Genomic DNA, 26,670 nt, shown 5'->3' on the forward strand with positions numbered 1-26,670 from the left:
TTCTGCTGGTGGAATGTTTGTGGCGGCGCGGATGATAACAGCAACGTTTTGTTAACTGCAACAGAACATGATGGGTTCGCTCTGGGAGTGATACAGAGCGTCAGCGTCAGGCTCGGGGAGCCAAAAGGTGGCGCTGTCGGCGTCAGGGTGCTGGATGTAGCATGGACTTTTTGTAGATAAATCCTTACCTTGTTGCAACATCCGGCTGTGCTGGCACAGTGAAAATCCATGGAAGGAGGCGGACGTGACGTTACAAGCACACGGTCATTTCAAGATGCAGCGGCAGGGACAGGTGCTGATCTGTCAGCCGAGTGGTCCCTTCAATCTGATGGGGGCCATGGCCTATGAGTCAGCCTTCAGCCAGCAGTTCGCCCAGTTGCGTGATGCGCCCTGGGGAATCGTCGAGGTAGCAACCGAATTTGAGGCAGCAGGGCCCGAGGTGCTGGCCCGTTTTCGTCGCCAGTTCGGCTGGTGCGCCGCCAACGGCTGCGCCTTTTTGGCTGTGGTGCTGGCGGGGAGCTTCAAGCAATACCTGGCGGATCAGATATTCCACGACCTGCCGTTTCAGGAGGTTCGCTACTTCGGGCAGACCGACGAGGCGCTTCACTGGCTTAAGCAGCAGCTGGCCGCGAAACCGGCTTAGGTCTGCTTAGCTAAGATTGATAAACCATTTATCCCGCTCGTCAACGCAGTCGGGCTCGCCCATCTCGAATTCACGGCAGATAAGCGGGCGAACTTCGTAGATACGACACATCATGGTATTGCGATCGAGCGCCGCACACCAACCATCTTCCAGCCGGTGCATCACGGGCACCTGTCCCTCTATCTCGTCCACGTAGCGATCCGGTACGCCGGTATCGGTAAACAGCATGACTTCGAGGCGGCAGCAGCAGGCTTCGCAGTTCTGGCAGCTGACTTCGGCTTGGGGTTCTCTGTTCATCTGTGTTGTCCATGCCATGGGAATGGCACATGTTCGATAAAAAACAGGCGCCTGCAAAGGCGCCCGAGTCGTGGTCAAGATTGAGCCCGGCAGATGAGCTGCCAGGCTGCGTCGTTAACCCAGTTTGCGGGCGCGGTAGGTACGGCCCTTGATCTTGCCTTCCTGCAACCGCTTGAGTGCGGCGCTCCCTACGCTACGCTTTACCGCCACGTAGGAGTACTGCTCGGAGATCTGGATCTTGCCTACATCGGCACCGGCAATGCCGCCTTCACCGGTCAGGGCGCCCAGAATGTCACCGGCGCGCACCTTGGTCTTGCGGCCTGCATCGATGGAGAGGGTCACCATCTGCGGCGCAATCGGCTTGATCTCGCGACCAATCTCGGCCAGATCGCCCTGCGGCATGGGGGCCTGCTGGTACTCCTCGATGAGGTTGACGCGCTGGGCCTCGTTCGGTTGGTAGAGGCTCAGGGCCAGACCCTGCTGGCCGGCACGACCGGTACGACCGATGCGGTGCACGTGCACTTCCGGATCATAGGTCAGCTCGTAGTTGATGACGGCGCCCAGCTCCTTGATGTCGAGACCGCGGGCGGCCACGTCGGTAGCCACCAGAATGGTGGCGCTGCCGTTGGCAAAGCGCACCAGCACCTGATCCCGCTCCCGCTGTTCCAGGTCGCCGTTCAGTGCCAGCGCCGAGAAGCCCTTGGCGGCCAGATGATCGGCCACGTCGTTGCAGGCCCGCTTGGTGTTGCAGAACACTACGCAGGAGGCAGGTTGATAGTGGCTCAGCAGCCAGGTGAGGGCGTCGAGGCGCTGACCGGCCGGGACTTCATACAGCTTCTGTTCGATGGCGCTCCCCTCGTGCAGGGACTCCACGCTGACCTCGACCGGATTACGCTGCACACCGCGGCTCATCTGGGCGATCCCCTCCGGATAGGTGGCGGAGAAGAGCAGGGTCTGGCGCTGCTCGGGTGCATAGCTGATGACCCGGTTGATCTCTTCGCCAAAACCCATGTCCAGCATGCGATCCGCTTCATCCAGCACCAGCGTCTTGAGGCCGGAGAGTTCGAGAGTGCCCTGCTCCAGGTGCTTGAGAATGCGACCCGGGGTGCCGACGGCGATGTGGGCGCCAAAGCTCAGGGTGGCAGACTGGGGGGCAGTCTGGGTACCGCCGCACAGGGTGACCAGCTTGACGTTGGGCAGGGCGCGGGCCAGACGACGTATCTCCTGGGCTACCTGATCCGCCAGCTCGCGGGTCGGACAGAGCACCAGCGCCTGCACTTCGAGGCGGTTGACGTTGAGCTTGGCGAGCAGGCCGAGGGCGAAGGCCGCTGTCTTGCCGCTGCCGGTTTTTGCCTTGGCGATCAGGTCTTTGCCGTCGAGCACCAGGGGCAGGCTCTGGGCCTGGATCGGGGTCATCTGCAGATAACCCAGGCTGGTGAGGTTCTCTTGCAGGGCGGGGGAGAGATTGAGGCTGCTAAATTCGGTGTTGTTCACAAAAGGACTCTATTTCGGAGAATACGGGGTGCGCACAGCGCTAAGGGCGCGCATTGTACCAGAATGCGGCACCGGATGTGGCGGATTTTTGAACGCTGGTTTGACGCTGTTCATCCCATCGGCTGCCAGCCTGACCACCAGCCGGCCGCCAGCAGGGTGAGAGTGCAAAAGCCGGTTTCGATGGCTCCACCGCTCTTGAGGGGCCAGCCTGGCAGCCGGTAGCGGCGCTTGATGGGCCAGAACAGCGGAATACCCGCCGGCGTGAGCCAGTCCCCCAGCAGGTGGCTGAGGTAGCCGATAATGAGCGCATCCTTGATCCCGGCGGGCAGCATGTTGGGCGCCAGGCTTTGATCCAGTCCCCACACGGCTGCGGCGACCGCCAGCAGGCTGTGAGTGAAGCCGCGATGACCAAACAGTCGCGAGAGCGGTTTCGAGATCCAGGGCAGCCGCTGCCCCAGCACGGACTTGGGGTGGTCGAGATCCGGCAGTAGGGCGCTGGCCAGCGCCGCCGGTATGGTCTGCCACAGGCTGGCATCCGACAGGGCTGGCGTGAGCTGGAGTTTGTGGGCGAGCAGGGTGCAGGTAACGGAAAACAGCAGATGCCCTTGGGCGGTCATGGTGGTTACGGCGTCGAGAAATGGCGGCGCATCTTACCAGTGTCGCGGGCCATTGCAGCAAAAAAACCGGAGCCGGTGGGCCGGCCCGGTCATTAACTGCGCGGATCTTCCACTCTGGCATCGGCGGGCACCCGTTTTTTCCCTACCACCATGGCACGCAGCAGATCGCTGCGGGTGAGGAGGTCAGTCAGGATCACCACTGCGGCGTGCACGGCTATGATGGCCAGCAGGGTATTGGCGATGACCTCATGGGCCTCTTCCATCCACTCTTCCCCCCAGAAGGCATCCAAGGTGGTGAGCCAGCCGGTGGCTATGGTGCCGACCAGTGACAGCAACAGCACCCAGATCATCAGGGCCCCGAGCGGGTTGTGACCCAGATAGTAGGGGTGACGACCCCGGGCCAGCTGGCGCAGGTAGTCACGGACGCGGGTAGGGGTCGGCCACCATTGGCCGAAACGGGCGTAGTAAGAACCCACCAGACCCCACAGCAGCCGGATCAGCAGCAGGGCTGCCAACCCATAGCCGACATACCTGTGGTTCCTGCTGCCCTCTTCCAGTACGAAGAAGTTGAGCAGGCAGAGGATCACTGTTGCCCAGTGAAACCCTCTGATGAGGGGATCCCAGACCTTCACTTCAGACGAGGTTGTCATGGCAAGACTCCATCAAAGAGGCCGGCGACGGACCGGCCCATGGTTGCGCTACTGGTCTATCTCTTCTTTCACTTTCTTCAGGTCAGTCGGGTCGAAGTAGATCTCGACCTTGCGCTTGTCCTTGTCCCAACCGTAGATCTCGTAGCAGTGGGTCTTGGTCACCTTGAACTTCTTGATGTCGTAGCCCATGGCCTTGATCTGCTGCTGGGCCTCGGCTTCGCTCAGCCATTGCGTCTTGTCGGTCTGGGTACACTGGGGGCCGGCCAGTACAGTGGCGCTAAACAGGGGGAGCAGTAACAACAGTGGTGTCAGTTTCATTGCGGGTTCCTTGCGGGTGGGGGATGAACAGCCGCAAGGTTAGGGCGTCAGACTTAAGGAAAAATTAAGCAAAAGGGGATAGGCATGAATATCCCCGGCCGCAAGCCGGGGAGGCGGGATCAGCTCAGCTTGCCCTTGAGCAGCCACTTGTCGAGGGCGTTGGCGAAGCGCTGCTTGTCGGCCGCGTTGAAGGGGGCCGGGCCGCCTGTCTGCACCCCGGCCGAGCGCAGCTCTTCCATGAAATTACGCATGCCGAGACGGGCCTGTATGGTCTCGCGGGTGTAGATCTCGCCACGGGGATTGAGCGCCTCGCCACCGGCATCTATGACCCAGGACGCGAGGGGAATGTCGCCGGTGATCACCAGATCCCCCGGAGTGACCTGCTGGGCAATGACATGATCTGCCACATCGAATCCCTTCTCTACCTGCTGGGTTTTGATGTAGGGGGAGGGGGGAACCCGCAGTCCCTGATTGGCCACCAGGGTGGTGACGACCTGGGCGCGGTGGGCGGCGCGGTAAAGGATCTCCTTGACCGGGAGGGGGCAGGCATCGGCATCAACCCAGATGGGCATGGCATGGTTTCCTGTGTCTGAAACGAGGGTCGCATCTTAGCACGGCTGGTGAGGAGCGGCTGCCCCGGGGCTGAGTCAGGCCGGGCTTTAGTGTAAGCTGGCCCGATGAGACTGAATGAAAAGGACGAGCAGATGGATCGGGTACCCAGCGATGTGATTTATGCCCTGACCCTGGATGGCAAGGGTGGCATGCAGCCACTGGCGGCGGGGAGCGAGATCCCGGGGAAGAGCCCTGGCTGGCTGCATCTGGATTACGGCAATCCGGAGGCGGCCCGCTGGCTGCTGCAAACCCCGCTGCTCAATGATGCGGCCAAGGAGTCCCTGCTCGGCCAGAGCAACAGGCCCAAGCTGGTGCGGATGGGAGAGACTGTGCTGCTGATCCTGCGCGGCATCAATCACAACAAGGATCACAGGCCGGAAGAGATGGTGGCGCTGCGTATCTTCATCACACCGGATCTCATTATCAGCAGCCGTCGTCGTCCGCTGCTCTCCGAGCAGGACGTGTTCAACCAGCTGACGCAGGGCGGTGGTGCCGATACCCCGGCCGACTGGCTGGTGGAGGTGTGTGATGCCCTGACCGACAGGGCGGGGGAGTTTGTGGAAGAGCTGCACGATCAGATCCTGGAGCTGGAGGAGCATGTGCTGGCCCGCGACCTGCCCGCCAATGGCCGACTGGCGCGGATCCGCAAGCAACTCATCATGATCCGCCGCTACCTCTCCCCCCAGCGGGATCTGGTGGCGCGTCTGGCCAACGAGAAGATCAGCTGGCTGGACGAAGATGACCGCCGCCGCCTGCTCGACATCGCTGACCGTCTGCGCCGCTGGCTCGATGATCTCGATGCCGGCGTGGCCCGCACCGGTGTGCTGGCGGACGAGATCAACAACCTGATGGCGGAGGCGACCAACCGCCGCGCCTACCAGATGTCGGTGATGGCGCTGCTGTTCTTGCCCGCCAGTTTCCTGACTGGTCTGTTTGGCATCAACCTGGGCGGTATTCCTGGGGCCGAGAGCCCGACCGCATTCTGGGTCTTCTGCGGATCCTTGGTGGCGCTGGCCACCGGGCTGGCGGTCTGGCTCAAACACAGACGCTGGTGGTAAGGAACAATCATGACAACCTGGCAATCTTTTGGCGTGACCCTGCTGCTGTTGCTGGGCCACACCCTGATCCGCAGCCTCATTCACAAGAGCCTGCTGGCGCTGGCCCATACCCGACAAGTGAGTGAAAACCGGGTGCTCTATGTGGAGCACGTGTTCCACTTTTTGCTTGGCTGCGCCACCCTGCTGATCCTGGCCGGGGTATGGGGGCTCGATTTTTCACGGCTGGTGGTGCTCGCCTCCTCCTTCTTCGCCGTGCTCGGGGTGGCCATGGTGGCCCAGTGGTCGATCCTCTCCAACATCACCGCCAGCATCACCATCTTCTTCGCCTTTCCCTACAAGATTGGCGACCGGATCCGCATCCTCGACAAGGATGATTCCGTCACCGGCGTCATCACCGAGATCGGTCTTTTCTATGTGCGGGTGCGGGATGACAACGGCGATCTGGTCACCTATCCCGCCAACCTGATCCTGCAAAAGCCGGTCAGGCGACTGGAGGGCAAGGTGGCAGACCCCCTGCAGCCAGAATGAAAAAGGCTCCACGAGGAGCCTTTTTTTGATCATGTGTCTCTATCAGCGTTCGAAGAAGCGATAGAGATGCTCGACCTGGATGGGGCAGTCTGCCACCAGATGAATGTGCTGGCGGGCCTCTTCGACCGAGCCGAACGAAAGGGGGCAACCCAGGGTGTCAGTCATCTCGTACAAGCGGCCATCTTGCCCTCTGAACTCCACGATCCAGCCCGGCAGTATGGCATCTTGCAGTATCTCGGCTTCCTTGAAGGCTTGCTGCTGATAGAGCTGGCGAAGTTCATTGACTGTCATGACGTCCTCCTGTGACTCATAGCGCCTCTTCAAGTCTAGTGGCTGAATCTGCCTGATTCATCTGGCCGTGTTCAGACACTCCCAGGCCCAGCGCATGCGGATGAAGGTCTCTGCATCGCCACCCCGATCCGGATGATGTTGCAGGGCAAGCTCCCGCCAGCGTCGGCGAACTGTCTCCTGGCTGGCATCGGCGGTCAGTTCGAACAGGGCCAGCGCCTCCGCCCTGTGTCCCGCTCCGTCATAAGCGCGCCAGAAGCGGTTGAGCAGAGCCTCCACCTCTTCCCGGTCGGTCTGCCAGAACACCTGCCAGTCGAGGTAGTAGTTGCGCAGAGACTGGCCGAGGGCCAACCTCTGGCGAGTATCTGTTGCCCCGGCAAGGGGCTCTAGCCGGATATCCAGGGAGCTGATCACCAGCCACCACCCAGCGTCATAGAGCTCAGCCTGCAACTGGTAGAGGGCATTCATGATCAGAAAGTTGACCCGAAACAGCTGCAGCTGTTCATCCCCGGCCAGGGTGGGAATGGCCCCTTGCTGGCGCAGGGCGGCCAGCAGTTCGTGCACCTTGTAGCTGGCCGCTGCCTCTTGTAGCAGTGTCAGCAGGGGGGCGAGCAGCGGGTTGTGACAGTGCTGTGTCTCACTCATGAGCTGGCCGTCTCCTTCGGCGGTTGCAGGGCTATCAGCAACTCTCCTGACAGAGGCGTGACCAGACCTGTGACGATGCGGGGCTGCGCCCTGGCATCCAGTACGAACAGCGGTATGGCACCGGGGTTGGCTTCCTGATATTGCGCCCAGTCGAAGGTGTCGCTCAGGCGAGTCGCTTTGATCTGGCCGCCCCGGCTCAGCAGGCCGCTCAAGCGGGCGTAGTTGATATCGGGCCCGAACAGGTTTTGGCGGGCGCGGAAGGTGGCACTCTCCCGGTTCGCCTTGCCGTGCTGTTCGCTGGAGCGCAGGGAGTAGACCTTCTCTTCACCGTAGAGGTGGGCGAAGTGCAGCACGCCGAGGGCGTTGTTGTGACGGTTGGGGGAGAGCGCCAGCACTGTACTGATGCTGGTGAGCGGCAGATGCAGCTCGGCATGTTCCGACTGGGGGTTGCCGAAATAGCAGGGCAGGTTGCTCATGCGTGCCTGCTTGTAAAATTCCCAAGCAGGATCAGAAAGATAGACAGGGACTCCCTGATCCGCCAGCGCCTTGCCTATGGCCCTGGCCACAGAGTTGGCACCTATGATGAGCCAGGTGTTGGGGGCGCTCTGACGCATCCCGAGCAGGCCCGCCAGCGGCGCCGAGGTGAGGCTCTGCAACACCACAGTGGAGATGATCACCGCAAACACCAGGGGTACCAGCTTGTCCGCATCGGGAATATCGGCCTGATGCAGGCTGATGGCGAAGGAGGCACTGACCGCCGCCGCCACTATGCCCCGCGGCGCTATCCAGCTCAGCAGGGCGCGGGCCTGCCAGGAGAGATCCGAGCCCCAGGTCGAGACCAGGATGCAGAGTGGGCGTGCCACGAACTGCACCACGCACAGCAGTGCCAGCACCATGGGGCCGAGCTGCCAGAGCTGGGCCAGATCGAGGCGGGCCGCCAGCAGGATAAACAGGGAGGAAATGAGGATGACGGCGAGATCTTCCTTGAAGGCCAGCACCTCTTCCAGATCCAGCCCATCCTGATTGGCGAGCCAGATGCCGAATACGGTCACCGCCAGCAGGCCGGATTCGTGACTGAGCCAGTTGGAGAGGCTGAAGGTGACCAGCACCAGCGCCAATACCCCGAACTTGTGCAGGCTGACCGGCAGCCAGTCCTTGCGGATCAGCAGTGTGGTAAGCCAGCCGGCTCCAACCCCGATCAGGGTACCGACCCCGACGGTTCTTGCCAGTGCCAGCAGGGTGTGACTGAGCAGATCGCCCTGACTGCCGAGGCGTACCGCCTCGAACACCAGCACGGCGAACAAGGCACCGATGGGATCGATGACTATCCCTTCCCAGCGCAGTATGCGATCCACCTCCCGGGTAGGACGGATCACGTTGAGCATGGGGGCAACCACAGTGGGGCCGGTTACCACCAGCACGGCGCCGAGCAGCATGGCGACCCGCCAGTCCAGTCCCAGCAGGAAGTAACTGGCGCTGCCGATGACGGCGAAGCTGACCAGCATGCCGGTGGAGCAGAGGTTGCGCACCACCTTGCCGATCCCCTTGAGTTCCGTCAGATGCAGGGTCAGGGCACCCTCGAACAAGATGATGGCTACCGACAGAGAGACCAGCGGGAACAGCAGGTCCCCGAGCAGGGCATCGGGGTCGAGCAGGCCGCTGACCGGTCCCAGGGTCAGGCCGGTGAGCAGCAGAAACAAAATGGCGGGCACTCGCAGTGACCAGGCGAGCCATTGGGCCAGCACTGAGACCAGGGCGATCCCGGCCAGGGAAAGAGCAGTCATGCAGACCTCGATTCAGGTAATGAGCTTGGAGGAAGTGTAGCGGGGAAGATGGCTAGATTGACACCCGCAGAGGTTGGGAGCAAGTGCCGCGGGGAGCTGCGCGACAGTCGGCGTCATGGTGGGCCGGACAGGGCGTGGCCGCAGAGGTGTGGGGGGGCGCTACGCCGCCATTATCCGTCGAATTAGATGGGGCTCTCTTTGTGAAGGTCGGTGACACAGTCGGCCACCGCCAGCACCAAGGCCGAGCGCACCACCTGATCGAGCCGGTTGAGCTGCATCTGGTAGAAGGGCCAGTCCTCCTCGTTGGCAGGGGGATCCTGCGGCATCATGCTGCCCTGGTTCAGGCAATGCAGCCTGTCCAGCAGATCGCGAATGGGCTTGTCGCTGAAGCGGTAATCCTTGGGATCGCGCACCAGAAAATCGCGGATCTTCAGGTAGGCTTCGAGATCCTGATAGCGCTCCAGAGAGATGAGGCCGAGGGCAAAGATAAGTTTGAGGCGCACCTCCAGCTGGCCGAGGGGGCCGCTCTGGTTGAGCAGGGGTTCGATGGCGTATTTGACGGCATACTCCTCCTGGCGAAAGGCTCGCCGCATCAGGGAGTCGACCGCCTCTTCCAGGATGGTCACGACTTCGAGAAAGAAGCCGCGGGGGCCATCCTGCTCGTTCAGTCGCTCCAGTACTTCATCTTCCTGGTGTGTGGTCATAGGTGCATTGGGTCCAGCTGACTGGGAGAGAGAGTGCCTCTCTCCCGGTTTTTATCATATGAGGTGAATTCCCATGCCATTCAACCGGTTGAGGCGGCTGTCTGGCGGTGAGTGCACCCCATCAGGGTCACTTCAAGCTGTCGTAACGGGCAACGATGGCTCTGACTATGTCGCTGTCGGCGGCAAGGCCGGTCACCCGGGCCAGGGCCTGGGCCGGCCCAAGTTCCGCCAGCAGGGCCTGCAGCTCCATCGCCTGGGGATCATCGGCGTTGTGATAGTGCAGCGCAGCTGCGATTCCCTCTTGCAGATGGTCTCTGGGCAGGCCGTACTCCAGGGTGCCGAGCAGCGGCTTCACCAGCCGATCCCCTGCCGCCAGTTTGCGCAGCGGCTGACGGCCGACCCGGTCAATTTCGTCCACCAGATAGGGGTTGGCGAAGCGGGCCAGGATCTTCTCTATGTAGGCGGCGTGCAGACGCGGATCGAAGCCGTAGCGTTTCACCAGCACGGCTCCGCTCTCCTCCATGGCGCGGCGCACCTTGCTGCGGATCACCGGATCCTCGATCGCCTCACGAATGGTGCGGTAGCCCCGCAACTTGCCGAGGTAAGCGGTGACGATATGGCCCGTGTTGAGGGTGAACAGCTTGCGCTCGACGAAGGCCATCAGGTTGTCGGTGGGCTCCATGCCCGCCACCTGGGGTAGTTCGCCCTTGAACTGGGTCTGGTCGACGATCCACTCGCTGAAGCTCTCCACCGTCACTTCCAGCGGATCGTCGTTGGCCGCGGCAGGCGGCACTATGCGATCCACCGCCGAGTCGACGAAGCCGACGCAGGATTCGAGCGTGGCATGATACGCGACCGGCAGGTACTTGAGTACCTCCTGCTTGAGGTGGCTGGTGCCGCGCACCATGTTCTCGCAGGCGATGACGTTGAGCGGGCTCAGGTTGCCGGCATCGAAGCGGGCCTGAAGCCCCTTGGCCAGGGTGCTGGCAATCTTGTCCAGAATGTTGGGGCCGACCGCCGTGGTGACCAGATCGGCGGTGATGATACGGGCTATCACCTCGTGTCCGGCGGAGCTGACCGCCGCCACGTTGCGTACCACGTCCAGCTTCTGATCCGCCCCCACCACGTGCACCTTGTACTCCTGACGGTGGTTGAGCTGATCGATCAGGGTCTCGTTGACGTCGGCGAAGGTGACCTGATGGCTGGCGTCGGCCAGCAATTTCCCGATGAAGCCACGACCGATATTGCCGGCACCAAAATGCAATGTTTTCATGATATTAACCTCTACAACCAAAGACGATGAAGGATGATTACGCAGCCTGTTCGGCACCCAGCAGATCCAGAAATTCCTGGGGATCCGTGGTGCTGGCCAGCCGGTCGATGAGACCGGGTTCATCCAGTGCATTGGTCAGGCGGGTTATTACCTGCATGTGTTCGTCGTTGCGGGCGGCGATGCCGATCACCAGTCGTGCCACCTCGTCAGCCGCCTCGCCAAAGGCGACACCGGCCGGATACTGGCAGATGACGATGCCGGTACGCTTCACAAACTCCTTGGCGGCTATGGTGCCGTGGGGCACGGCGATGGACTCGCCGAGGTAGGTGGAGACCAGCTGCTCGCGCTCCAGCATGGCGTTGACGTAATCCGGTGCCACATAGCCCCGTTCCGCCAGCAGTCTGCCAGCGGTCAGGATGGCGGCCTCCTTGTTGTCGGCCTTGAGCCCCAGATGCACGTCGTGACGGCTCAGGGTGAACACTTCAGCCGCTTGAAGTTCGTAGTTGTCGTCGTTGGCCGCGACCAGCAGTTGCGGGTTGGCCACGTCATCGTTGGCCGCCAGTGTCAGGTTCTGCACCAGCTCCTGATAGAGGCCGTTGTCGAGGAAGTTGGTGAGCGAGATATGGTGAGCGTTCGGCGCATGACGACGTGCCCGTTCGGTCAGATCCTTGTGGGTGATGACCCAATCCACCTGATCGTCGAGCTGATCGATGGCGCGGTTGGTGACGCTGATGTCGAGCCCGGCGGCCTGCACACGTTTGCGCAGCATGCCGGCACCCATGGCGCTGGATCCCATGCCCGCATCGCAGGCGACCACGATATTGCGCACCGCCATCAGTTCGCCGCCCGGCTTCTTGGCCGCTGCGGTTTCGGGCTTGCCGCCCTTCATGGCTTTCATCTTGCGGGTGGCTTCACCCAGGGCGTCGGCCTCGTCGGCTTCCGGCTGCTGGGCGCGAACGAATACGGCTGCGACCAGGAAGGAGACCAGGGTCGAGCTGATGATGGAGAGGGCAACCCCGATCAGGGAGGCTTTCGGCGTCATCAAGAGCACGGCGAAGATGGAACCCGGTGAGGCAGGGGAAACCAGACCAGCGTTGAACAGAGTCAGGGTGAAGACCCCTGTCATGCCACCGGCGATCACCGCCAGAATGAGGCGCGGGTTCATCAGCACATACGGGAAGTAGATCTCGTGGATGCCGCCGAAGAAGTGAATGATGGAGGCGCCAGCCGCGGACTGCTTGGCGGCGCCACGGCCGAATACCATGTAGGCCAGCAGCACGCCCATGCCCGGGCCCGGGTTCGCTTCGATCAGGAAGAAGATGGAGCGGCCCTGTTCGGTCGCCTGCTGGATCCCCAGCGGCGAGAAGATGCCGTGGTTGATGGCGTTGTTGAGGAACAGGATCTTGGCCGGTTCAACGAAGATGGAGGTGAGCGGCAACATGTGGTTTTCCACCAGGAAGCCGACGCCACCCGCCAGTACGCCGGAGAGCACCTTGACGAAGGGACCGATCACGAAGAAGGCGAGGATAGCCAGCAACATGCCGATGAGACCGGCGGAGAAGTTGTTGACCAGCATCTCGAAGCCGCTCTTGACGCGCCCTTCCATCACTTTGTCGAAGCGCTTGATGGCCCAGCCACCCAGCGGACCGACCATCATGGCACCCATGAACATGGGGATGTCGGTACCGACGATCACGCCCATGGTGGTGATGGCACCGACCACGCCGCCCCGCTCACCGCCCATCAGCTTGCCGCCTGTATAGCCAATCAGCAGCGGCAGCAGATAGGTGATCATGGGGCCGACCAGCTTGGCCAAGGTTTCGCTTGGCAGCCAGCCGGTGGGAATGAAGAGAGCGGTAATAAAGCCCCAGGCGATGAAAGCGCCTATGTTGGGCATGACCATATTGGACAGGAAGCGTCCAAAATTCTGTATCTTGACTTTGGTATCCGGTGATAACATGTCGGGACCCCGTTTTAAGCCTGTTTGATTAAAAGTGGTAGTCGGGATGACGGGTTTTGCCGAACCCCCATCCCAGTCGTCTAAGCAACTTCAATCTACCAGCTTGTGATCAAATTAGGCTGAAAACGGGGTGTCTTGTGACGTACCTCTCAAATACCCAGCCATACCCCCTCCCTAAGTAGTGACCCTGATCACATTCAAGCTCTGTAGTTTGGCTACATTTCGATCTTTCTTGCCGCCACCACCTATTTAATGTGATTTGAGTCACCTTTTGTGGTTTGCGCAAACCCGTTGTCAATGTGATGGCTGTCACGAATACTTGATTTGTATTCAAACGGGTCAGTGTGTGAGATGCAAAATCCGAGAGGGATAACGATGGATAGGTAGTATTTTCTCATTAATCACCAATGAGTCAGTAGGTTTGTAACCCACTTTCAGTTTTTCATGATTGGCATTCAACCGCACAAGCGGCGCATTACTCCCTCCAGTGGTCCTCTGGCGAAGCGCAGGTTCCACAGATTGGCGAACAACAGGGCCGCCAGGGCGAAGAGGGTGGCGGCCAGTACCACTTCGGGCAGATCTTGCCCCTGCAGCCAGCCCAGCCCCTCCAGCACGCCCATGCCGAGCATGATATGGGCGATATAGAGTGTCAGGGTCTGCCGACCAACTGGCAGCCAGACTCGCCACCAGCGAGCAGTGGGCAGGGTGCGGCCGAGCCAGAGGCAGAGCGCGATCAGGGTGCTGGCCGCCCCCATGCCAAACAGCAGGTAGAGCGGTGCCGGAGGTATGGGTTGGGTCGCCAGCAGCGGCGCCAGCTCTGGGCTCGGCAAGAGGGTCGACAACCAGAGCGACAACCCCCTGGCCAACACCATGGCACTCACCCCACCGGCCAGCAGCCATCTCTGTACGCTCGCGTTCTCGAGGGCCTGACGACTCAGCCAGAGGCCGTAGAGCAGAAAGCCCAGCCAGGGCACCACAGGGTGCCAGCCATTGAACAGCAGATTGCGGACGAAGCCGTTCAGGGTCCAGAACTCGGGGTAGCTGAAGCTGTGCCACTGCCAACCCTGATCGTAATTGAAGTGAAACAGCAGGATGACGAATCCCGCTGCCAGCAGGGGGATCAGGGAGAGCAGCCAGAGGGAGGGTAACCGCAGGCAGCAAGCCCCCAGCAGGAAATAAACGGCGTAGTAGTGGATGATGTCGGCTGGAAACACCAGATAGTTGAGCAGTCCCAGGATCAGCAGAAACAGGGCCCGCTTGGCGGTGTGCTGCATGGCTGTCGGCCAGCTCAGCTTGCGGCTCGAGAGACCGAGACCTATGCCGGCCAGCACCACGAAGCTGGCGGCAGAACGACCCTCCAGCGCATCCAGCAGGGCTTTGAGCCAGTCAGGCCCGCCTGTCAGCACACCCATGGCGATGCGAAAGTTCACCAGCACCATGCCGAGCAGGGCCATGGCGCGGGCCAGATCCAGCCCTTCCAGTCTATTGGATGACGATGTCATGATCGGCTTGCCTAGCAGGAGATGAAACCATGGCTCAGTTGGCCGGCCCCAGCAGCAGGTCCAGCAGTTGTGGCAGTCGTTGCGCCGCTGAGGGCTGATCCGGATGGAGGACAAGTGCATCGCGCAGTGCCTGCCCTTCCAGCCCGTCCAGCAGCAGTTGGGCGGTGAGATCGGGGTCCAGTCTTGCCTCCAGAAATCCCTCCTGCTGTCCCCGCCGTACCGTATTGGCAAGGGCATCGCACAGCTGGCGCTGGTTGCTGGCGAAGGTGGCGGCCATCTCGGGGTGGCGGGTCAGCTCGGCCAGGATTTCGGTGCCGAGCAGTAGATTCTCCGGCGTCTGCGACCAGGCGAGATAGCCAGCGGCGAAGCGGGCCAGTGCCGCGCGGGCGGAGCCCTGATCCAGCTCATCCAGCAGGGGCTGCAACTCGGCGGCTTCCAGCGAGGCGATCAGCGCGATCAGCTCCTCTTTGCGGGCGAAGTGGTTATAGAGGTTGCCCAGACTCACCCCTGCGGCGGCGGCTATGTCGCGCATCCCTGTCTGGTGGAAGCCCCGCTCGATGAAGCAGCCGAGGGCTGCCTGGATGATCAGCTCCCGCCGCTGCTCCAGGCGGTTGTGATTGATGGACATGGTCGGCTTCCTCTCTGCTGGTCGACATTACGTGAGCGAACGTTCGTTCATTTTAGGTGTTCACCTTATCTCCGGTGTGAAAAAGAAGCAAGCCACAGTTAGCCAAGAGGAGGCATCTCCTTGGTCGGCATACTCCGGGGCAAACCATGCGTCCGCCGAGCGGTCAGTGAGGTTTCCGAATAACCCGGACCCAAAGCCGGTCAAGGCCAAGACAGGTAGAAGGTCATTGCACTCCTGGCCATCTTCTCGTCGGGCCAACCGCTCATCAGAGCGCTCGTCTGTAGGCTCAAGGGGGCTGAGGGCGGGGCATCGTCTTCCTGCCGGCCATGAACAAGGGGTATAAAAAAGCCCGCAGGGTTGCGGGCTTTTGCATCGAGCTGTAGAGGCTTGGCTTATTCCGCCTTGGGGGCTGCCTCGGCTGGTGTCTCAGTGCTGTCGGCTACCTTGTTCTCGGTTACGGCACTGTCGGCCACCGGGGCTTCCGGTGCCGGGCCTGGTACCAGCTCCACTGCCGGTTTGGCGATGAGGGAGCGAGTCTCTTCCACCGCTTCACTCAGCTTGACCTCGATAACCTGACCCAGTTCATAGACCACTTCGGTCTTGTCCAGGTAGACGCGGCCATTGTCCCAGTTGCACTCCAGTCGATCCTTGTTGTCCAGGATGTGACGGGCGGGCATGAAGACAACGGCGCCGTTTTCGCGCAGGCGCAGCTTGAGACCGGCGCGCATCACGTCGATGATCTCGGCGTTGAACACCTGATCGGTGCCGGCGGCAGCCTTGAGGTAACGGACATAGAGCCAGTCGCCGATGTCGCGTTCCACCATGCGGTGCAGGCGACGACAGGCGGTCAGGTGCTCGGTCAGTTCCTGGCTAGGACGATCGCCCGGGGTCTTGCCGGCGATGACGGCTTTGAGCAGGCGATGGTTGACCATGTCGCCGTATTTGCGGATCGGGGAGGTCCAGGTCGCGTAGGCATCCAGCCCCAGGCCGTAGTGGGCACCCGGTTCGGAGGACATCAGCGCATAGCTCTGGAAGCGGCGGATCTTGCCATCCAGCCAGCGGGTGTCCAGGTTGTCTATCCAGCGGCGCAGGGCGCAGAAGCCGGTCAGGCTGGCGATCTCGTCGCGCTCGAACGGGGCCTCGGCGCTTTTCAGCAGGTCGATGGCGCCGTCGAGGGACTCTTCATCGAACCCTGTGTGGACGTTGAAGATGCCGTAGCCGACGCTCTTGCCCAGCACGCGACCGGCGCAGATGTTGGCCGCGATCATCGACTCTTCGATCATGCGGTTGGCGATGCGGCGCGGTTCCACGTGAATGGCCAGCACGGCGCCGTTCTCCCCCAGCTCGAAGTCGTAGTCGGGTCTGTCCGGGAACACCAGGGCGTGCTCGGTACGCCACTTGATCCGCGCCTCCGTCATGGTCTTCATCAGCGGCAGCTGGGCCATCACGCCGGCGTCGATCTCGAGAGGTTTACCCTGTTCGGCCCAGTCGGAGACCTCGTCATAGTTGAGACGGGCATGGGAGATGATGCGGGCGGCGAAGAATTCGGTCTCCTCCAGCAGCAGGCCATCTTCGGCGATCAGCAGGCGGGCGCAGAGCGTGTTGCGCTCCTCGCCCTCTTTCAGGGAGCAGAGCTCGTCCGAGAGGGTGCGCGGTATCATGGGCACGTTGCGACCCGGCATGTAGACGGTGAAGGCGCGCTGGGCGGCTTCCTTGTCCAGCTCGCTGCCTTCGGCCACATAGGCGGTCGGGTCGGCGATGGCGACCAGCAGCTCCCAGCCGTTGTCCAGTTTGCGGATGGCCAGGGCGTCATCCATGTCCTTGGTCTTGGCGCCGTCAATGGTGAAGAAGGGGGTCGCGGTCAGGTCGGTACGTGGCAGCTCCTCTTCCTCGATCACCTTCCACTCCGGCAGATCCGCCGGTTCTATCTGGGCCAGGTTGTGGCGAGCCAGCACCACCCACCAGGGCACATTGTGGTCTTCCTGATCGGCGATCTTTTCGATGATCTCGGCAGAGAAGTTGCCATCACTCAGGGCGTGGCGCTTGAGGATCGCAACCACCCAGTCCCCTTCCTTGAAGGACGTCTCATCCAGACCCTTCTTGGTGCGGGCCTTGATGGCATCCTTGATGAGGGGGTGGTCCGGCACCACGTTGAGGCGGTCACGGAACATTTTGACGCGACCGACGAAACGGGTCACTGCCTGCTCCAGCAGGGCATCCGGTTCGGCCACTTCCTTCTCTTTTTCGGTACGGATCAGGGCGCTCACCCGGTCACCGTGCATCACCTTTTTCATGTAGGGGGGCGGCACGAAATAGCTGGTCTTCTCATCGACTTCCAGAAAGCCGAAGCCCCGGTCCGAGGCGCGGATCACACCCTCTTTCTTGGGGATGTTTTCGCGGATTTGTTGCTTGAGCTGGGCCAGCAGCGGATTGTCTTGGAACATAAGTGAGGAACCTGAAGTGGAAAAACTGGGTGGAGACCTGATGAAGGATCGCCCAGCACTATACGTTTTTACCCCTCCAAAGCCAAGGTGAATGGCCCCGTCAGCCCCTGTGCAGTGCGTTGCGCCCCTGATCGATCAGGCGCTGGGAGATCTGTTTGTGCAACCCGCGCTCCAGTACCCAGCGGTGCCAGTAGAGGCGCTCGACCAGGTGATGCTGCGGGCTGAGATCGAGCAGGCTGCCCTGGGCCAGCTGCTGGCGGATCTGCAGTTCGGGGATGAGGCAATAGGCGAGCCCCTGCTCGGCCATGGCGACGAAGGCTTCCGACGAGCGCACCGTGTGGCAGGGATAGCCGCCGGGTTCCAGCCCGAAGTGGCGCGCCATGAAGCTCACATGCATGTCGTCGCGCTGATCGAAGGCCACCGCCGGTGCCTTTGCCAGTGCCGCCGGGGTGAGCCCGGCGGGAAAGTGACGGGCGACGAAGGCGGGGCTGGCGGTGAGCAGGTAGCGCATCTCGCCGAGCTCGTCCACGCAGCAGCCCGCCAGTGGCTGGCCGTGCAGGCTGACGGCACCGAAGGCCTGACCCTCGCGCACCCGATCCAGGGTGCGGCATTCGTCATCCACCAGCAGGTTCAGCTCTATGGGGTGCTGCTCCAGCAGAGGTGCGAGGGCGGGCAGGAACCAGGTTGCCAGGCTGTCGGCGTTGACTGCTATGCTGACCCGGATCGGGGCCTGTGGTTCGTCGGGCGCGATCTCGCCGGCCAGCTCCAGTTCCAGCTGGCGCACCTGGCGGTAGTGGGCTAGCAGCTTTTGGCCAAGGGGGGTCGCCTGCAGTGGCTGGCTGCGAATGAGCAGCGGCTCGGCAAACTGCTGTTCCAGCTGCTTGATGCGCTGTGAGATGGCGGACTGGGTGATGTGCAGGCGCTGGGCGGCGCGCTCGAAGTTCTGCTCCTGCATCACGGCATCCAGCGCCAGCAGCAGCTTGTAGTCCAACGCCTTCATCAGCATTCCTTATCAGAGAGAATATTGAGAAGAGATGCTACTGGAGTGACGGCAGGACGACAACGAAACTCTGACCGGATCGCCGAGAGGCACGGCTGGCGTGGTGTGCGGGGTGAAAGCGGGTTTGTCACTGCGAGATGTGACAGTGGTGGTCAAAAGGTATTCAGGAGATACTCTTTTGCGTCCGTTTTTGCATGGGGTGGAAACGGGCCATAGCGAGAACTTTTAATCCCGGGCCTTATCCCGGGATTTTTTTATGTGGCGTTTACTCGGTGACCAGTTCCCTGGCATCGGCATACTCGCCCTGCATGGGGTGGCCGACGGCACGGGCGAAACGTTCATCCAGATGAAAGCGGATTCCGACCCCGCGCACGGCGCCCAGATCCACGGCCTGACGGTGACCTAGTCGCTCTATGGGCAGGCCGAGACGGCGGAAGATACGCTCCACCGGCAGGCTGACCACGGCGACCAGTTCCCGGATCCCCTTCGCCCTGGCGAAGGCATAAACCTCGCGGAAGATGACGCAGGTCAGCTCGCTCACCCCGTTGCCCATGCGCGGCGCCCGGTTGGCGTCGATGGCGAGGCGAGTCAGTTCCCACACATCGCTGCTGCGTGGTGCCATCTCCCCGGCGAGAGCGGTGGGGAATATGCTGGGCAGCATGTAATCCTGGGCGCAGCTGAGCAGACGGATGCAGCCGCACAGGCCTTCTTCGTCCTCGATCAGCACCCAATGGGTGTCCGGGGTGTCGAAGCTGTCCTGCTCCAGACCACGGTGAGACTCCACATCCCAGCCGAGACGATCGGAGAAGACGCGATTACGGAAGCGATAAAGCTCGTTTTCTACCTCCCATCTGGGGTGTTCTTTTAATTTTCCTTTGAAAACAAGCATTCAGATGTCTCCATTTCAGTGTTCGGCGCTATAATCGAGGCCCTGGCCAGGGGGGCTAGCATATGAAACAAGACCAACTGCTTGAGTACCTCGAACATTTCACTTCGGTAACAGACGGGGATCGTTTGGCCGAGTTGATCGGTCGATTCACGCTCGGTATGGGCTATGACTACTACCGGTTCGCACTGATCATTCCCATGTCGATGCAAAGGCCCAAGGTGGTGCTGTTCAATCAGTGCCCTGACTCCTGGGTGCAGGCCTATACGGCCAACCATATGCTGGCCTGTGATCCCATCATCCAGCTGGCCCGCAAGCAGACCTTGCCCATTTATTGGAACCGACTGGATGAACGGGCGCGTTTTCTGCAAGAGGGCAGTCTGGATGTGATGGGGTTGGCGGCGGAGTTCGGGCTGCGAAACGGTATTTCGTTTCCGCTGCACGGTGCGGCGGGGGAAAACGGCATACTGTCGTTCATCACTGCCGAGCGGGCGTCAAGCGATCTGCTGCTGGAGTCCTCGCCCATCCTCTCCTGGATGTCCAACTACATCTTCGAGGCGGCGATCCGGATTGTGCGGGTCAGTCTGCGGGAAGATGACCCTCAGGAGGCCCTGACTGACCGTGAGACCGAATGCCTGTTCTGGGCCAGCGAAGGGAAAACGTCGGGTGAAATTGCCTGCATCCTGGGGATCACGGAACGTACCGTGAACTACCACCTCAATCAGGTCACCCGTAAAACGGGGTCGATGAATCGCTACCAGGCCATCGCCAAGGGGGTGAGCAGTGGCATTTTGCTGCCCAATCTGGAGCAGGTCGTTGTCACCAACTTCCCCAAGCTGATGCAATAAAACCCAATGATTCTCGGGGCAGAGCGACAGGCTCACAATTGTCAGATCATGCAATTGACAGTTGGTGCTGGATGGAATTCATCCCTGCCCTCAGGATCCCGCTTTATTAGAGAAATGAATCACTCAGCAGATTAATGAATTTCTCTGAACACCCCACCGCCCTTTATAGTGCCGTCCACTCACTCTTCTGGACGGTTTATCCATGTTCGCGACCACTCTGCAAGGCTTCACCCTTGGCCTTGCCATGATTATTCCCATTGGTGCCCAGAACGCTTTCGTGCTGAGCCGGGGCATACATCGCAATCACCATCTGCTGGCTGCGACGCTCTGCTGTCTGTGTGATCTCATCCTGATCGGGATTGGGGTATTCGGCGGGGCCAACCTGCTGGCAGCCAGTCCCATCGGGCTGGCACTGCTGACCTGGGGTGGTGTGCTGTTTCTTTGCTGGTTCGGCATGCGCTCCCTGCGCAGTGCCTGGCAAGGGCAGGGGGCTGCGCTGGTGGATTCACCCCGGTTGATGGGGGTCAAGAGCGTGCTGGCCATGACGCTCGGGGTGACCCTGCTCAATCCTCACGTCTATCTGGATACCCTGATGCTGCTCGGCTCCTTTGGCAGCCAGTTTGCCGAACCGTTGCGCCCGGCCTTTGCGGCAGGGGCCATGCTGGCTTCCCTGGTCTGGTTCTACAGTCTGGCCTTTGGTGCGGCCGCGCTCTCGCCCTGGCTTGCACGGGGCCGGGTGCAGCAAGCTATTGATACTATTGTTGGTTTAATCATGTTGGGACTGGCATTACAACTGGCGAGCGGGGCCTTGCTGGCCTCATAAGGCTATTTTTGTGCCACACCTCATAAAAATTAATCCTGGCTTCATGCCATGACATATTCGTCTGTTAAATTCCCGTCGCTGGTAAAGCGACACTCATAATAAAAGGGAAAAACAGTGAATAAAACCATGAAGCTGGGTGCTATTGCAGCCATAGTGCTGTTGTCTGCCTGTAGCAATGAAAACGACAGCAAGACGCAACCGGGCGCTGTGGCCCTGCGTCTGATCCAGACCTCCGATATCCACTCCAACGTGCTGGGATACGATTACTACCAGAACAAGGAAGATCGCAAGTTTGGCCTCTCCCGTACCGCCTTGCTGATCCGTGCGGCGCGCTCGGAAAACCCCAACAACCTGCTGCTCGACAACGGTGACCTGCTCCAGGGCACGCCGCTGGCGGATTACATCTTCGAGCAATCGGGCGCCGGTTACCTCGACAAGCAGGCCCACCCCGTGTTCAAGGCCATGAACGAGCTGGGTTATGACGCCGGAAACCTGGGCAACCACGAATTCAACTACGGGCTGGATTACCTCACCAAGACACTGCAGGGTGCCAAGTTCCCCTATGTGAACGCCAACGTGTTCGAGGCGGGCGCCTTCAAGCGCGATGCAAAGGGGCAAATAGACTGGAGTGGCAACAAGTTCACCCCTTACCTGCTGCTGGAGCGCAAGGTGAAGGATGACAAGGGGCAGGAGCAGACCGTCAAGGTGGGCATATTGGGGCTGACCCCACCGCAGGTGCTGCAGTGGGACAAGCGTCATCTGGAAGGCAAGGTGGTGGTGGCCGACATGGTCGAGACCGCCAACCACTATGTGCCCGAGTTGCGTGCCAAGGGCGCCGACATAGTGGTCGTGGTTGCCCACACCGGCATCAACGCCAGCAGCTACGAAGCCATGATGGAGAACTCCGCCTGGCACCTGGCCAAGGTAAAAGGGGTGGATGCCCTTATGCTGGGGCATGCCCACAAGAACTTCCCCGGTGATTTCCCGGATCTGCCGGAGGTGGACAACCAGGCCGGCACCCTGAGCGGCGTGCCGACCGTGATGCCAGGCTATTGGGGCAACCATCTGGGCATCATAGACCTCACCCTGGAGCAGGTTGAGGGCAAGTGGCAGGTGAAGCAAAGCCAGGCCAGCCTGCGCAAGATCGATTCCAGCGAAGGCAGCGCCGTGGATCAGCGGGTCGTCGATCTGGTGCAGGCGGATCACGATGCCACCAACCAGTGGCTTGATGAACCGCTCGGCAAGATCACCTCCTCCATCCACAGCTTCTTCGCTCTGGTACAGGACGACCCTTCGGTGCAACTGGTGAGCGATGCCCAGCGCCGCTATGCCGAACAGCTGCAACAAGACGGTCTACTCAGGGAGTCCTACCCCATTTTGTCGGTAGCGGCCCCCTTCCGTGGCGGTCGCAACGGCATCAATGACTTCACCTATGTGGCCCAGGGCGACATCTCCCTGCGCAACGTCTCCGACCTCTATATCTATCCGAACACCTTGCAGGTGGTCGAAGTGAACGGGGCTACCGTCAAGGAGTGGCTGGAGATGAGCGCCGGCCAGTTCAACCAGATCGATACCGGCAAGACAGAGGTGCAGTGGCTGGTGAACGAGAAGTTCCCCACCTACAACTTCGATGTGATCGATGGCGTGAACTATGAAGTGGATATCACCCAGCCGGCCCGGTACAACAAGGAAGGGGACAAGGTCAGCAACGGCCAGCGCATCAGTGCGCTCACCTTCAACGGCCAGCCCATTGACCCGGTCCAGAAGTTCTACGTGGTGACCAACAACTACCGCGCCAGCGGTGGCGGTCACTTCCCGGGCATAGACGGCAGCAACATAGTGCATGAAGATCCCTCCGAGACGCGGGAGATCATTGCCCAGTACCTGAAGGCACAGTCTGCCGACAACCCGGGTGGTTTCAGCCCGGCGGCCAACAACAACTGGCACATGAAGGCCCTGCCCGCCAACGTGGACGTGCGGCTCTACTCTTCTCCCCGCAAGGAGGCCAAACAACTGGCTGGCGCGGATCTGGAGTACAAGTCCACCCTGCCGATGGACGATGCCAAGCATCCGGGCTACGCCATCTTCCGCCTGATCCGTCAGTAACCCTGGCTGGAAAACACGATAAAAAAAGCCCTCGCAGTGCGAGGGCTTTTTCGTGGGCGTTTGGTGGTTGGTACTTAGTTCACCACGGCCACGTTGATGCTGCCGTTGCCCTGGGTCATGCGTACCCGGGCGCCAGGTACGAAGGTGGGGCTGGCTTTTTGCACCACTACGATGGATTCGCCGTTCTCTTTCTTGATCTCGAGCTCGACGCCGTCAACCTGATTGAGCTTGTCGCCGGCAGCTTTACCGGCTGCGGCACCTGCGATGGCACCACCGGCGGCGGCGATATCGCTGCCCCGGCCACCACCAATGGTGCTGCCGAGCAGGCCACCGACCACGGCGCCGCCTATGGTGCCGACCAGAGAGTTCTCATCGGCCTGGATCTTGACCGGGCGGGTGGAGAGTATGGTGCCGTAGCTCACTGTCTGGACTTGCTTGGCACGATCCTTGGTGTAGACATCGCCGGAGTAGACATCGCTGTTGGCACAGCCGCTGAGGGTGGTGGCAGTGGTGGCGGCCAACAAGGCGATAAGGGTCATACGTTTCAACATGATGGGCCTCCTGGGCAAGCATCTAATCTGGTTAATTCGGTCAGTGAGTGCAACTTTACGCCAACCGGATTGAGCATGAAACCAGCAAAGTGTAACCAATTATGAGGCTTACTGGCGGGAGGCGACGCCTGCAGCGGGATTAGCCGAGGCTTTTTTCCAGCAGCAGGCGATCTTCACCCGGACCGAAATAGTCGCGCTCCTCGGCAACTTGCTGATAACCGAGTCGAAAGTAGAGGCGTTTGGCCGGATTGGCCGGATCCACCGTCAGTCTGACCCGTTCGACCAGCACCTGGGCCAGTGCCTGCTCCAGCTGCAGCATCATGCGCTCGGCGAGACCGAAGCCGCGCGCCTCGGGCAACACAGCCAGGGAGAGCAGCCAGCCTTGCGACCTATCCTGTCCCAATCCACCCAGGGCATAGCCAAGCAGCTTGCCATCCAGTTCGGCCACCAGCAGCAGCTCGGGCCAGAGATCCATGGCCTGGCGAAAGAAGAAGCCTGGATAGACATCCTCCCCGAAGACGTTGACGTCTATCTGCCAGATGGCGTGCATGTCGGCGTGGGTGGCCACTCTCAAAACGGGGGGCTGATGCATCCGGGCTCCTGTCATTGCGTGCGTGCTGCCGTGCGGCAGTCAAAGGAGTCACAGGTTAGTGGGCCATCCTGGCTGATGCAAGCGTACCTGATGATGTCGGGCACGCGTGGTCGCAGGTCTGTGTCAGGGCGGCAGGGGCCGGCTGTTGGGCAATCTGGGGGCCTTGCGGCGGCTGCCCAGCAGATGGCACAGGGCAAGCCAGGGATGACGCCACAGTATGCGCGGGCCGCTCCATTTCATGATCTGCTGGATCTGCTTGCGCATGGCGGGGGCATAGCAGTGGATTTGGCAGTTGGCGCAGGTCGGTTTGTGGCCGTGACCATAGCGGCAGCGCCGCAGTCGCTGGTGGGCGAAGGCTTGCAACTGCTGGCAGTGCCGACAGGCGGGATCCTGATGGTGGTGGTGGCAGTAGAGGCGGATCATGGCGCTGACCGTTTGCTGCTCCCGCTTGAGCCTGGGGTGCTCGGATGCCTTGCTGGCACGAGTGCTGTGCATTGAGTCGGGATCATGGGGTTTCATGGCGGTCATTGTCCTGACCTGAGGGGACTGGGTGTTGATACAGGTCAAGACGGGAGGCAAAAAACAGGGCCCGCAGGCCCTGTGTCATCAGATGAGGCTGGTTGCTTGTTCCAGCCAGAGGAGATCCTCGCCCTCCAGTAGGGGGCTCAGGCGGCGGAACACCTCGACATGGTATTCGTTGATCCAGCGGAACTCGGCCGGGCTCAGCAGGCTGCGATCGATGAGGCGGGTATCGAACGGCACATAAGTCAGGCGCTCGAAGCCCAGCATCGCCAGTTCGCCCATCTGTTCCTGTTCGGTCACGACCACCAGGTTTTCGCAGCGGATGCCGAACGCATCTTCCCGGTAGTAACCCGGTTCGTTGGAGAGCACCATGCCCGGTTGCAGCGCCACTAGGCTTCCCTTGGGCGCGATGCGCTGGGGGCCTTCGTGCACGCTCAGGAAGTGACCGACACCGTGGCCTGTGCCGTGGTCATAGTTGTAACCCGCCTGCCACAGCGGCATGCGGGCCAGCACGTCGAGCTGGATGCCGGCGGTACCGCGCGGGAAGCGGGCCTGATCCAGCGCGATATGGCCCTGCAGCACCCGGGTAAACATGGCCTTGTGCTCGTCAGTCACCTCACCCACCTTGACAGTGCGGGTGATGTCAGTGGTGCCGTCCAGATACTGGGCACCGGAATCCACCAGATAGATGCTGTCCTGACCGAAGGGGCGCGGTGTGCCGTTGGTGTGACGGTAATGACACATGGCGGCGTTGGGCCCCAGCGCCGAAATGGTGTCAAAGCTCGGCTCGACGTAGTGTTCCTGCTCGTGACGGAAGGCTTCCAGCTGATCGGCCAGCGTGCCTTCATCCACCCCCTCGAATCCGCCGGAGGCGATCAGCCGATCCAGCCAGGCGAGGAAACGGGTAACGGCGACGCCGTCGCGCAGGTGGGCGCGCTGCATACCGGCCAGCTCCACCGGGTTCTTGCACGCCTTCGGCAGCATGGTCGGATCCTGACCGGCCACCAGGATGGCGCCTGCCTCTTCCATGATGAGCTGGGTCCAGGCGTTGGCCGTGTTGGGGTCGGCCAGTACTCTTTGCTGGTTTTCACCAATGCGTTGCAGCACATCACCCAGCTTGTCGATGGGGTAGACGGAGACATCCTGTCCCACATGTCTGGAGAAGGCGATGCAGTCAATCTTGTCGGTGTCGACGAAGAAATCCATGCTGGTGTTGGCGTAGAGCACCGCAAAACCCAGCACTACCGGCAGACGCTCCACGTCACGGCCACGCAGGTTGAGCAGCCAGTTGATGGGCTCGGCCTGGGTCAGCAGTACGGCATCCAGCCCGCGCTTGCGCAGGTCTGTGGCCAGCAGTTCGCGCTTGGCCTGGCTCGACTGGCCTGCCAGCTCTTCGCTGTAGAGAATGACCGGGGTTTTGGTCGGCGCGGGGCGATCGCTCCAGTGCAGGTCGATGGGGTTCTCATCGACCCGTACCAGCTCGATGCCACGCTCGGTCAGCAGGGCCTTGGCGTGTTGATACCAGGCCAGGCTGTGCAGGCGGGCGTCAAAGCCGACCCGGGAACCGGACGGCAGTTGTTCAGCTAGCCACTGCACATGGGGATCTTCGTTCAGATGAAGAAACTCGAATAGCTCGGCCGGTGCCTGCATGCGGGCCTGCACCGTGTAACGACCGTCGATGAACAGGGCCGCCCGCTGCGCCATTATGATGGCGAGCCCGGCGGAGCCGTTGAAACCCGTGATCCAGTCCAGACGCTCTGCGTAGGCGGGAATGTATTCGCCCAGGTGCTCGTCATCGTGGGGGACTATGAAGGCGTCCAGCTCTTGAATGGCCAGAGCGGCCCTGACCTGGGCGACGCGGGTTTCAATAATCTCGAAATGATTCATGTCGTTAATG

At 61.2% G+C, this 26,670-nt stretch carries 27 protein-coding genes; 6 read left to right on the plus strand and 21 right to left on the minus strand.

Annotation, left to right across the window (positions count from 1 at the left end; all coding sequences use genetic code 11):
* Positions 1 to 244 precede the first annotated feature (244 nt).
* Positions 245 to 643: a hypothetical protein gene (locus tag GWQ29_RS12070; protein WP_021140115.1), complete on the plus strand. Its 399-nt coding sequence runs from the start codon at positions 245 to 247 to the stop codon at positions 641 to 643.
* A gap of 6 nt (positions 644 to 649) precedes the next feature.
* On the opposite strand, the gene GWQ29_RS12075 is transcribed toward GWQ29_RS12070, so the two are convergent.
* The 6 genes from GWQ29_RS12075 to GWQ29_RS12100 form a co-directional block, all read right to left on the minus strand.
* A complete protein-coding gene (locus tag GWQ29_RS12075; protein WP_005315990.1) occupies positions 650 to 940 on the minus strand; it encodes a YkgJ family cysteine cluster protein in 291 nt (96 codons plus the stop codon).
* 114 nt (positions 941 to 1,054) lie between these two features.
* Complete coding sequence (dbpA, locus tag GWQ29_RS12080; RefSeq protein WP_021140116.1) at positions 1,055 to 2,434, minus strand: ATP-dependent RNA helicase DbpA; 1,380 nt, start codon at positions 2,432 to 2,434, stop codon at positions 1,055 to 1,057.
* Between the two features lie 110 nt (positions 2,435 to 2,544).
* Positions 2,545 to 3,051, minus strand: coding sequence for a metal-dependent hydrolase (locus tag GWQ29_RS12085; protein WP_275919518.1), 507 nt, complete (start codon positions 3,049 to 3,051; stop codon positions 2,545 to 2,547).
* 92 nt (positions 3,052 to 3,143) lie between these two features.
* Complete coding sequence (locus GWQ29_RS12090) at positions 3,144 to 3,701, minus strand: cytochrome b/b6 domain-containing protein (protein ID WP_265462006.1); 558 nt, start codon at positions 3,699 to 3,701, stop codon at positions 3,144 to 3,146.
* A gap of 48 nt (positions 3,702 to 3,749) precedes the next feature.
* Complete coding sequence (locus GWQ29_RS12095; RefSeq protein WP_005315980.1) at positions 3,750 to 4,019, minus strand: PepSY domain-containing protein; 270 nt, start codon at positions 4,017 to 4,019, stop codon at positions 3,750 to 3,752.
* A 119-nt stretch (positions 4,020 to 4,138) separates the two neighbouring features.
* Positions 4,139 to 4,591 (minus strand): YaiI/YqxD family protein, encoded by a 453-nt coding sequence (locus GWQ29_RS12100; RefSeq protein WP_275919519.1) that lies wholly within the window; start codon positions 4,589 to 4,591, stop codon positions 4,139 to 4,141.
* A 105-nt stretch (positions 4,592 to 4,696) separates the two neighbouring features.
* On the opposite strand from GWQ29_RS12100, the gene zntB reads away from it, so the two are divergent.
* Both zntB and GWQ29_RS12110 read left to right on the plus strand, forming a co-directional pair.
* Complete coding sequence (zntB, locus tag GWQ29_RS12105; RefSeq protein WP_005315978.1) at positions 4,697 to 5,689, plus strand: zinc transporter ZntB; 993 nt, start codon at positions 4,697 to 4,699, stop codon at positions 5,687 to 5,689.
* Between the two features lie 9 nt (positions 5,690 to 5,698).
* On the plus strand, positions 5,699 to 6,217 hold the full coding sequence (locus tag GWQ29_RS12110) for a mechanosensitive ion channel domain-containing protein (protein ID WP_017412795.1): 519 nt from the start codon (positions 5,699 to 5,701) through the stop codon (positions 6,215 to 6,217).
* Between the two features lie 42 nt (positions 6,218 to 6,259).
* Here the strand turns inward: GWQ29_RS12110 and GWQ29_RS12115 are convergent, their stop codons facing one another.
* The 11 genes from GWQ29_RS12115 to GWQ29_RS12165 all read right to left on the minus strand — a co-directional run bounded on the left by GWQ29_RS12115 (position 6,260) and on the right by GWQ29_RS12165 (position 19,334).
* Positions 6,260 to 6,508 (minus strand): hypothetical protein, encoded by a 249-nt coding sequence (locus tag GWQ29_RS12115; RefSeq protein WP_159165282.1) that lies wholly within the window; start codon positions 6,506 to 6,508, stop codon positions 6,260 to 6,262.
* 57 nt (positions 6,509 to 6,565) lie between these two features.
* Positions 6,566 to 7,150, minus strand: a complete 585-nt coding sequence (locus GWQ29_RS12120; protein WP_265420682.1) for a DNA-J related domain-containing protein — start codon at positions 7,148 to 7,150, stop codon at positions 6,566 to 6,568.
* A complete protein-coding gene (locus tag GWQ29_RS12125) occupies positions 7,147 to 8,934 on the minus strand; it encodes a sodium:proton antiporter (RefSeq protein ID WP_275919520.1) in 1,788 nt (595 codons plus the stop codon). The genes GWQ29_RS12120 and GWQ29_RS12125 overlap by 4 nt, the downstream gene beginning before the upstream one ends.
* Before the next feature lie 182 nt (positions 8,935 to 9,116).
* Positions 9,117 to 9,638: an MltR family transcriptional regulator gene (locus GWQ29_RS12130; RefSeq protein ID WP_005315973.1), complete on the minus strand. Its 522-nt coding sequence runs from the start codon at positions 9,636 to 9,638 to the stop codon at positions 9,117 to 9,119.
* Between the two features lie 127 nt (positions 9,639 to 9,765).
* Positions 9,766 to 10,911, minus strand: coding sequence for a mannitol-1-phosphate 5-dehydrogenase (locus GWQ29_RS12135; RefSeq protein ID WP_275919521.1), 1,146 nt, complete (start codon positions 10,909 to 10,911; stop codon positions 9,766 to 9,768).
* A 37-nt stretch (positions 10,912 to 10,948) separates the two neighbouring features.
* A complete protein-coding gene (locus GWQ29_RS12140; protein WP_059111577.1) occupies positions 10,949 to 12,871 on the minus strand; it encodes a PTS mannitol transporter subunit IICBA in 1,923 nt (640 codons plus the stop codon).
* A gap of 455 nt (positions 12,872 to 13,326) precedes the next feature.
* Positions 13,327 to 14,373, minus strand: a complete 1,047-nt coding sequence (locus GWQ29_RS12145; RefSeq protein WP_265462002.1) for a heparan-alpha-glucosaminide N-acetyltransferase domain-containing protein — start codon at positions 14,371 to 14,373, stop codon at positions 13,327 to 13,329.
* Between the two features lie 34 nt (positions 14,374 to 14,407).
* Positions 14,408 to 15,001 carry a TetR/AcrR family transcriptional regulator gene (locus tag GWQ29_RS12150; protein WP_265462001.1) on the minus strand — a complete coding sequence of 198 codons (594 nt, stop codon included), beginning with the start codon at positions 14,999 to 15,001 and terminating at the stop codon, positions 14,408 to 14,410.
* 392 nt (positions 15,002 to 15,393) lie between these two features.
* Positions 15,394 to 17,445: an exoribonuclease II gene (locus GWQ29_RS12155; protein ID WP_275919522.1), complete on the minus strand. Its 2,052-nt coding sequence runs from the start codon at positions 17,443 to 17,445 to the stop codon at positions 15,394 to 15,396.
* A gap of 100 nt (positions 17,446 to 17,545) precedes the next feature.
* A complete protein-coding gene (locus GWQ29_RS12160; protein WP_265420677.1) occupies positions 17,546 to 18,445 on the minus strand; it encodes a LysR family transcriptional regulator ArgP in 900 nt (299 codons plus the stop codon).
* A gap of 265 nt (positions 18,446 to 18,710) precedes the next feature.
* The gene (locus tag GWQ29_RS12165) at positions 18,711 to 19,334 is read right to left on the minus strand and encodes an acyl-homoserine-lactone synthase (protein ID WP_058394881.1); all 624 of its coding nucleotides are present in this window, start codon (positions 19,332 to 19,334) and stop codon (positions 18,711 to 18,713) included.
* Between the two features lie 62 nt (positions 19,335 to 19,396).
* Between GWQ29_RS12165 and GWQ29_RS12170 the strand changes: the two genes are divergently transcribed.
* From GWQ29_RS12170 to GWQ29_RS12180, 3 genes are all read left to right on the plus strand, one after another.
* The gene (locus tag GWQ29_RS12170) at positions 19,397 to 20,179 is read left to right on the plus strand and encodes a LuxR family transcriptional regulator (RefSeq protein ID WP_005315931.1); all 783 of its coding nucleotides are present in this window, start codon (positions 19,397 to 19,399) and stop codon (positions 20,177 to 20,179) included.
* A gap of 202 nt (positions 20,180 to 20,381) precedes the next feature.
* A complete protein-coding gene (gene lysE, locus GWQ29_RS12175) occupies positions 20,382 to 21,002 on the plus strand; it encodes an L-lysine exporter (protein WP_265461999.1) in 621 nt (206 codons plus the stop codon).
* A gap of 126 nt (positions 21,003 to 21,128) precedes the next feature.
* A complete protein-coding gene (locus GWQ29_RS12180; protein ID WP_275919581.1) occupies positions 21,129 to 23,108 on the plus strand; it encodes a bifunctional 2',3'-cyclic-nucleotide 2'-phosphodiesterase/3'-nucleotidase in 1,980 nt (659 codons plus the stop codon).
* A gap of 74 nt (positions 23,109 to 23,182) precedes the next feature.
* On the opposite strand, the gene GWQ29_RS12185 is transcribed toward GWQ29_RS12180, so the two are convergent.
* The 4 genes from GWQ29_RS12185 to GWQ29_RS12200 form a co-directional block, all read right to left on the minus strand.
* Positions 23,183 to 23,659 (minus strand): glycine zipper 2TM domain-containing protein, encoded by a 477-nt coding sequence (locus GWQ29_RS12185; protein ID WP_005315904.1) that lies wholly within the window; start codon positions 23,657 to 23,659, stop codon positions 23,183 to 23,185.
* 139 nt (positions 23,660 to 23,798) lie between these two features.
* Positions 23,799 to 24,251 (minus strand): N-acetyltransferase, encoded by a 453-nt coding sequence (locus GWQ29_RS12190; RefSeq protein ID WP_021139465.1) that lies wholly within the window; start codon positions 24,249 to 24,251, stop codon positions 23,799 to 23,801.
* Positions 24,252 to 24,374: 123 nt separating this feature from the next.
* A complete protein-coding gene (locus GWQ29_RS12195) occupies positions 24,375 to 24,770 on the minus strand; it encodes a nitrous oxide-stimulated promoter family protein (RefSeq protein WP_275919523.1) in 396 nt (131 codons plus the stop codon).
* 87 nt (positions 24,771 to 24,857) lie between these two features.
* Positions 24,858 to 26,660 (minus strand): aminopeptidase P family protein, encoded by a 1,803-nt coding sequence (locus GWQ29_RS12200; protein WP_275919524.1) that lies wholly within the window; start codon positions 26,658 to 26,660, stop codon positions 24,858 to 24,860.
* Positions 26,661 to 26,670 lie beyond the last annotated feature (10 nt).

The sequence above is a fragment of the Aeromonas sp. 2HA2 genome (assembly GCF_029237345.1).
GTDB classification, from domain to species: Bacteria; Pseudomonadota; Gammaproteobacteria; order Enterobacterales; family Aeromonadaceae; genus Aeromonas; species Aeromonas salmonicida.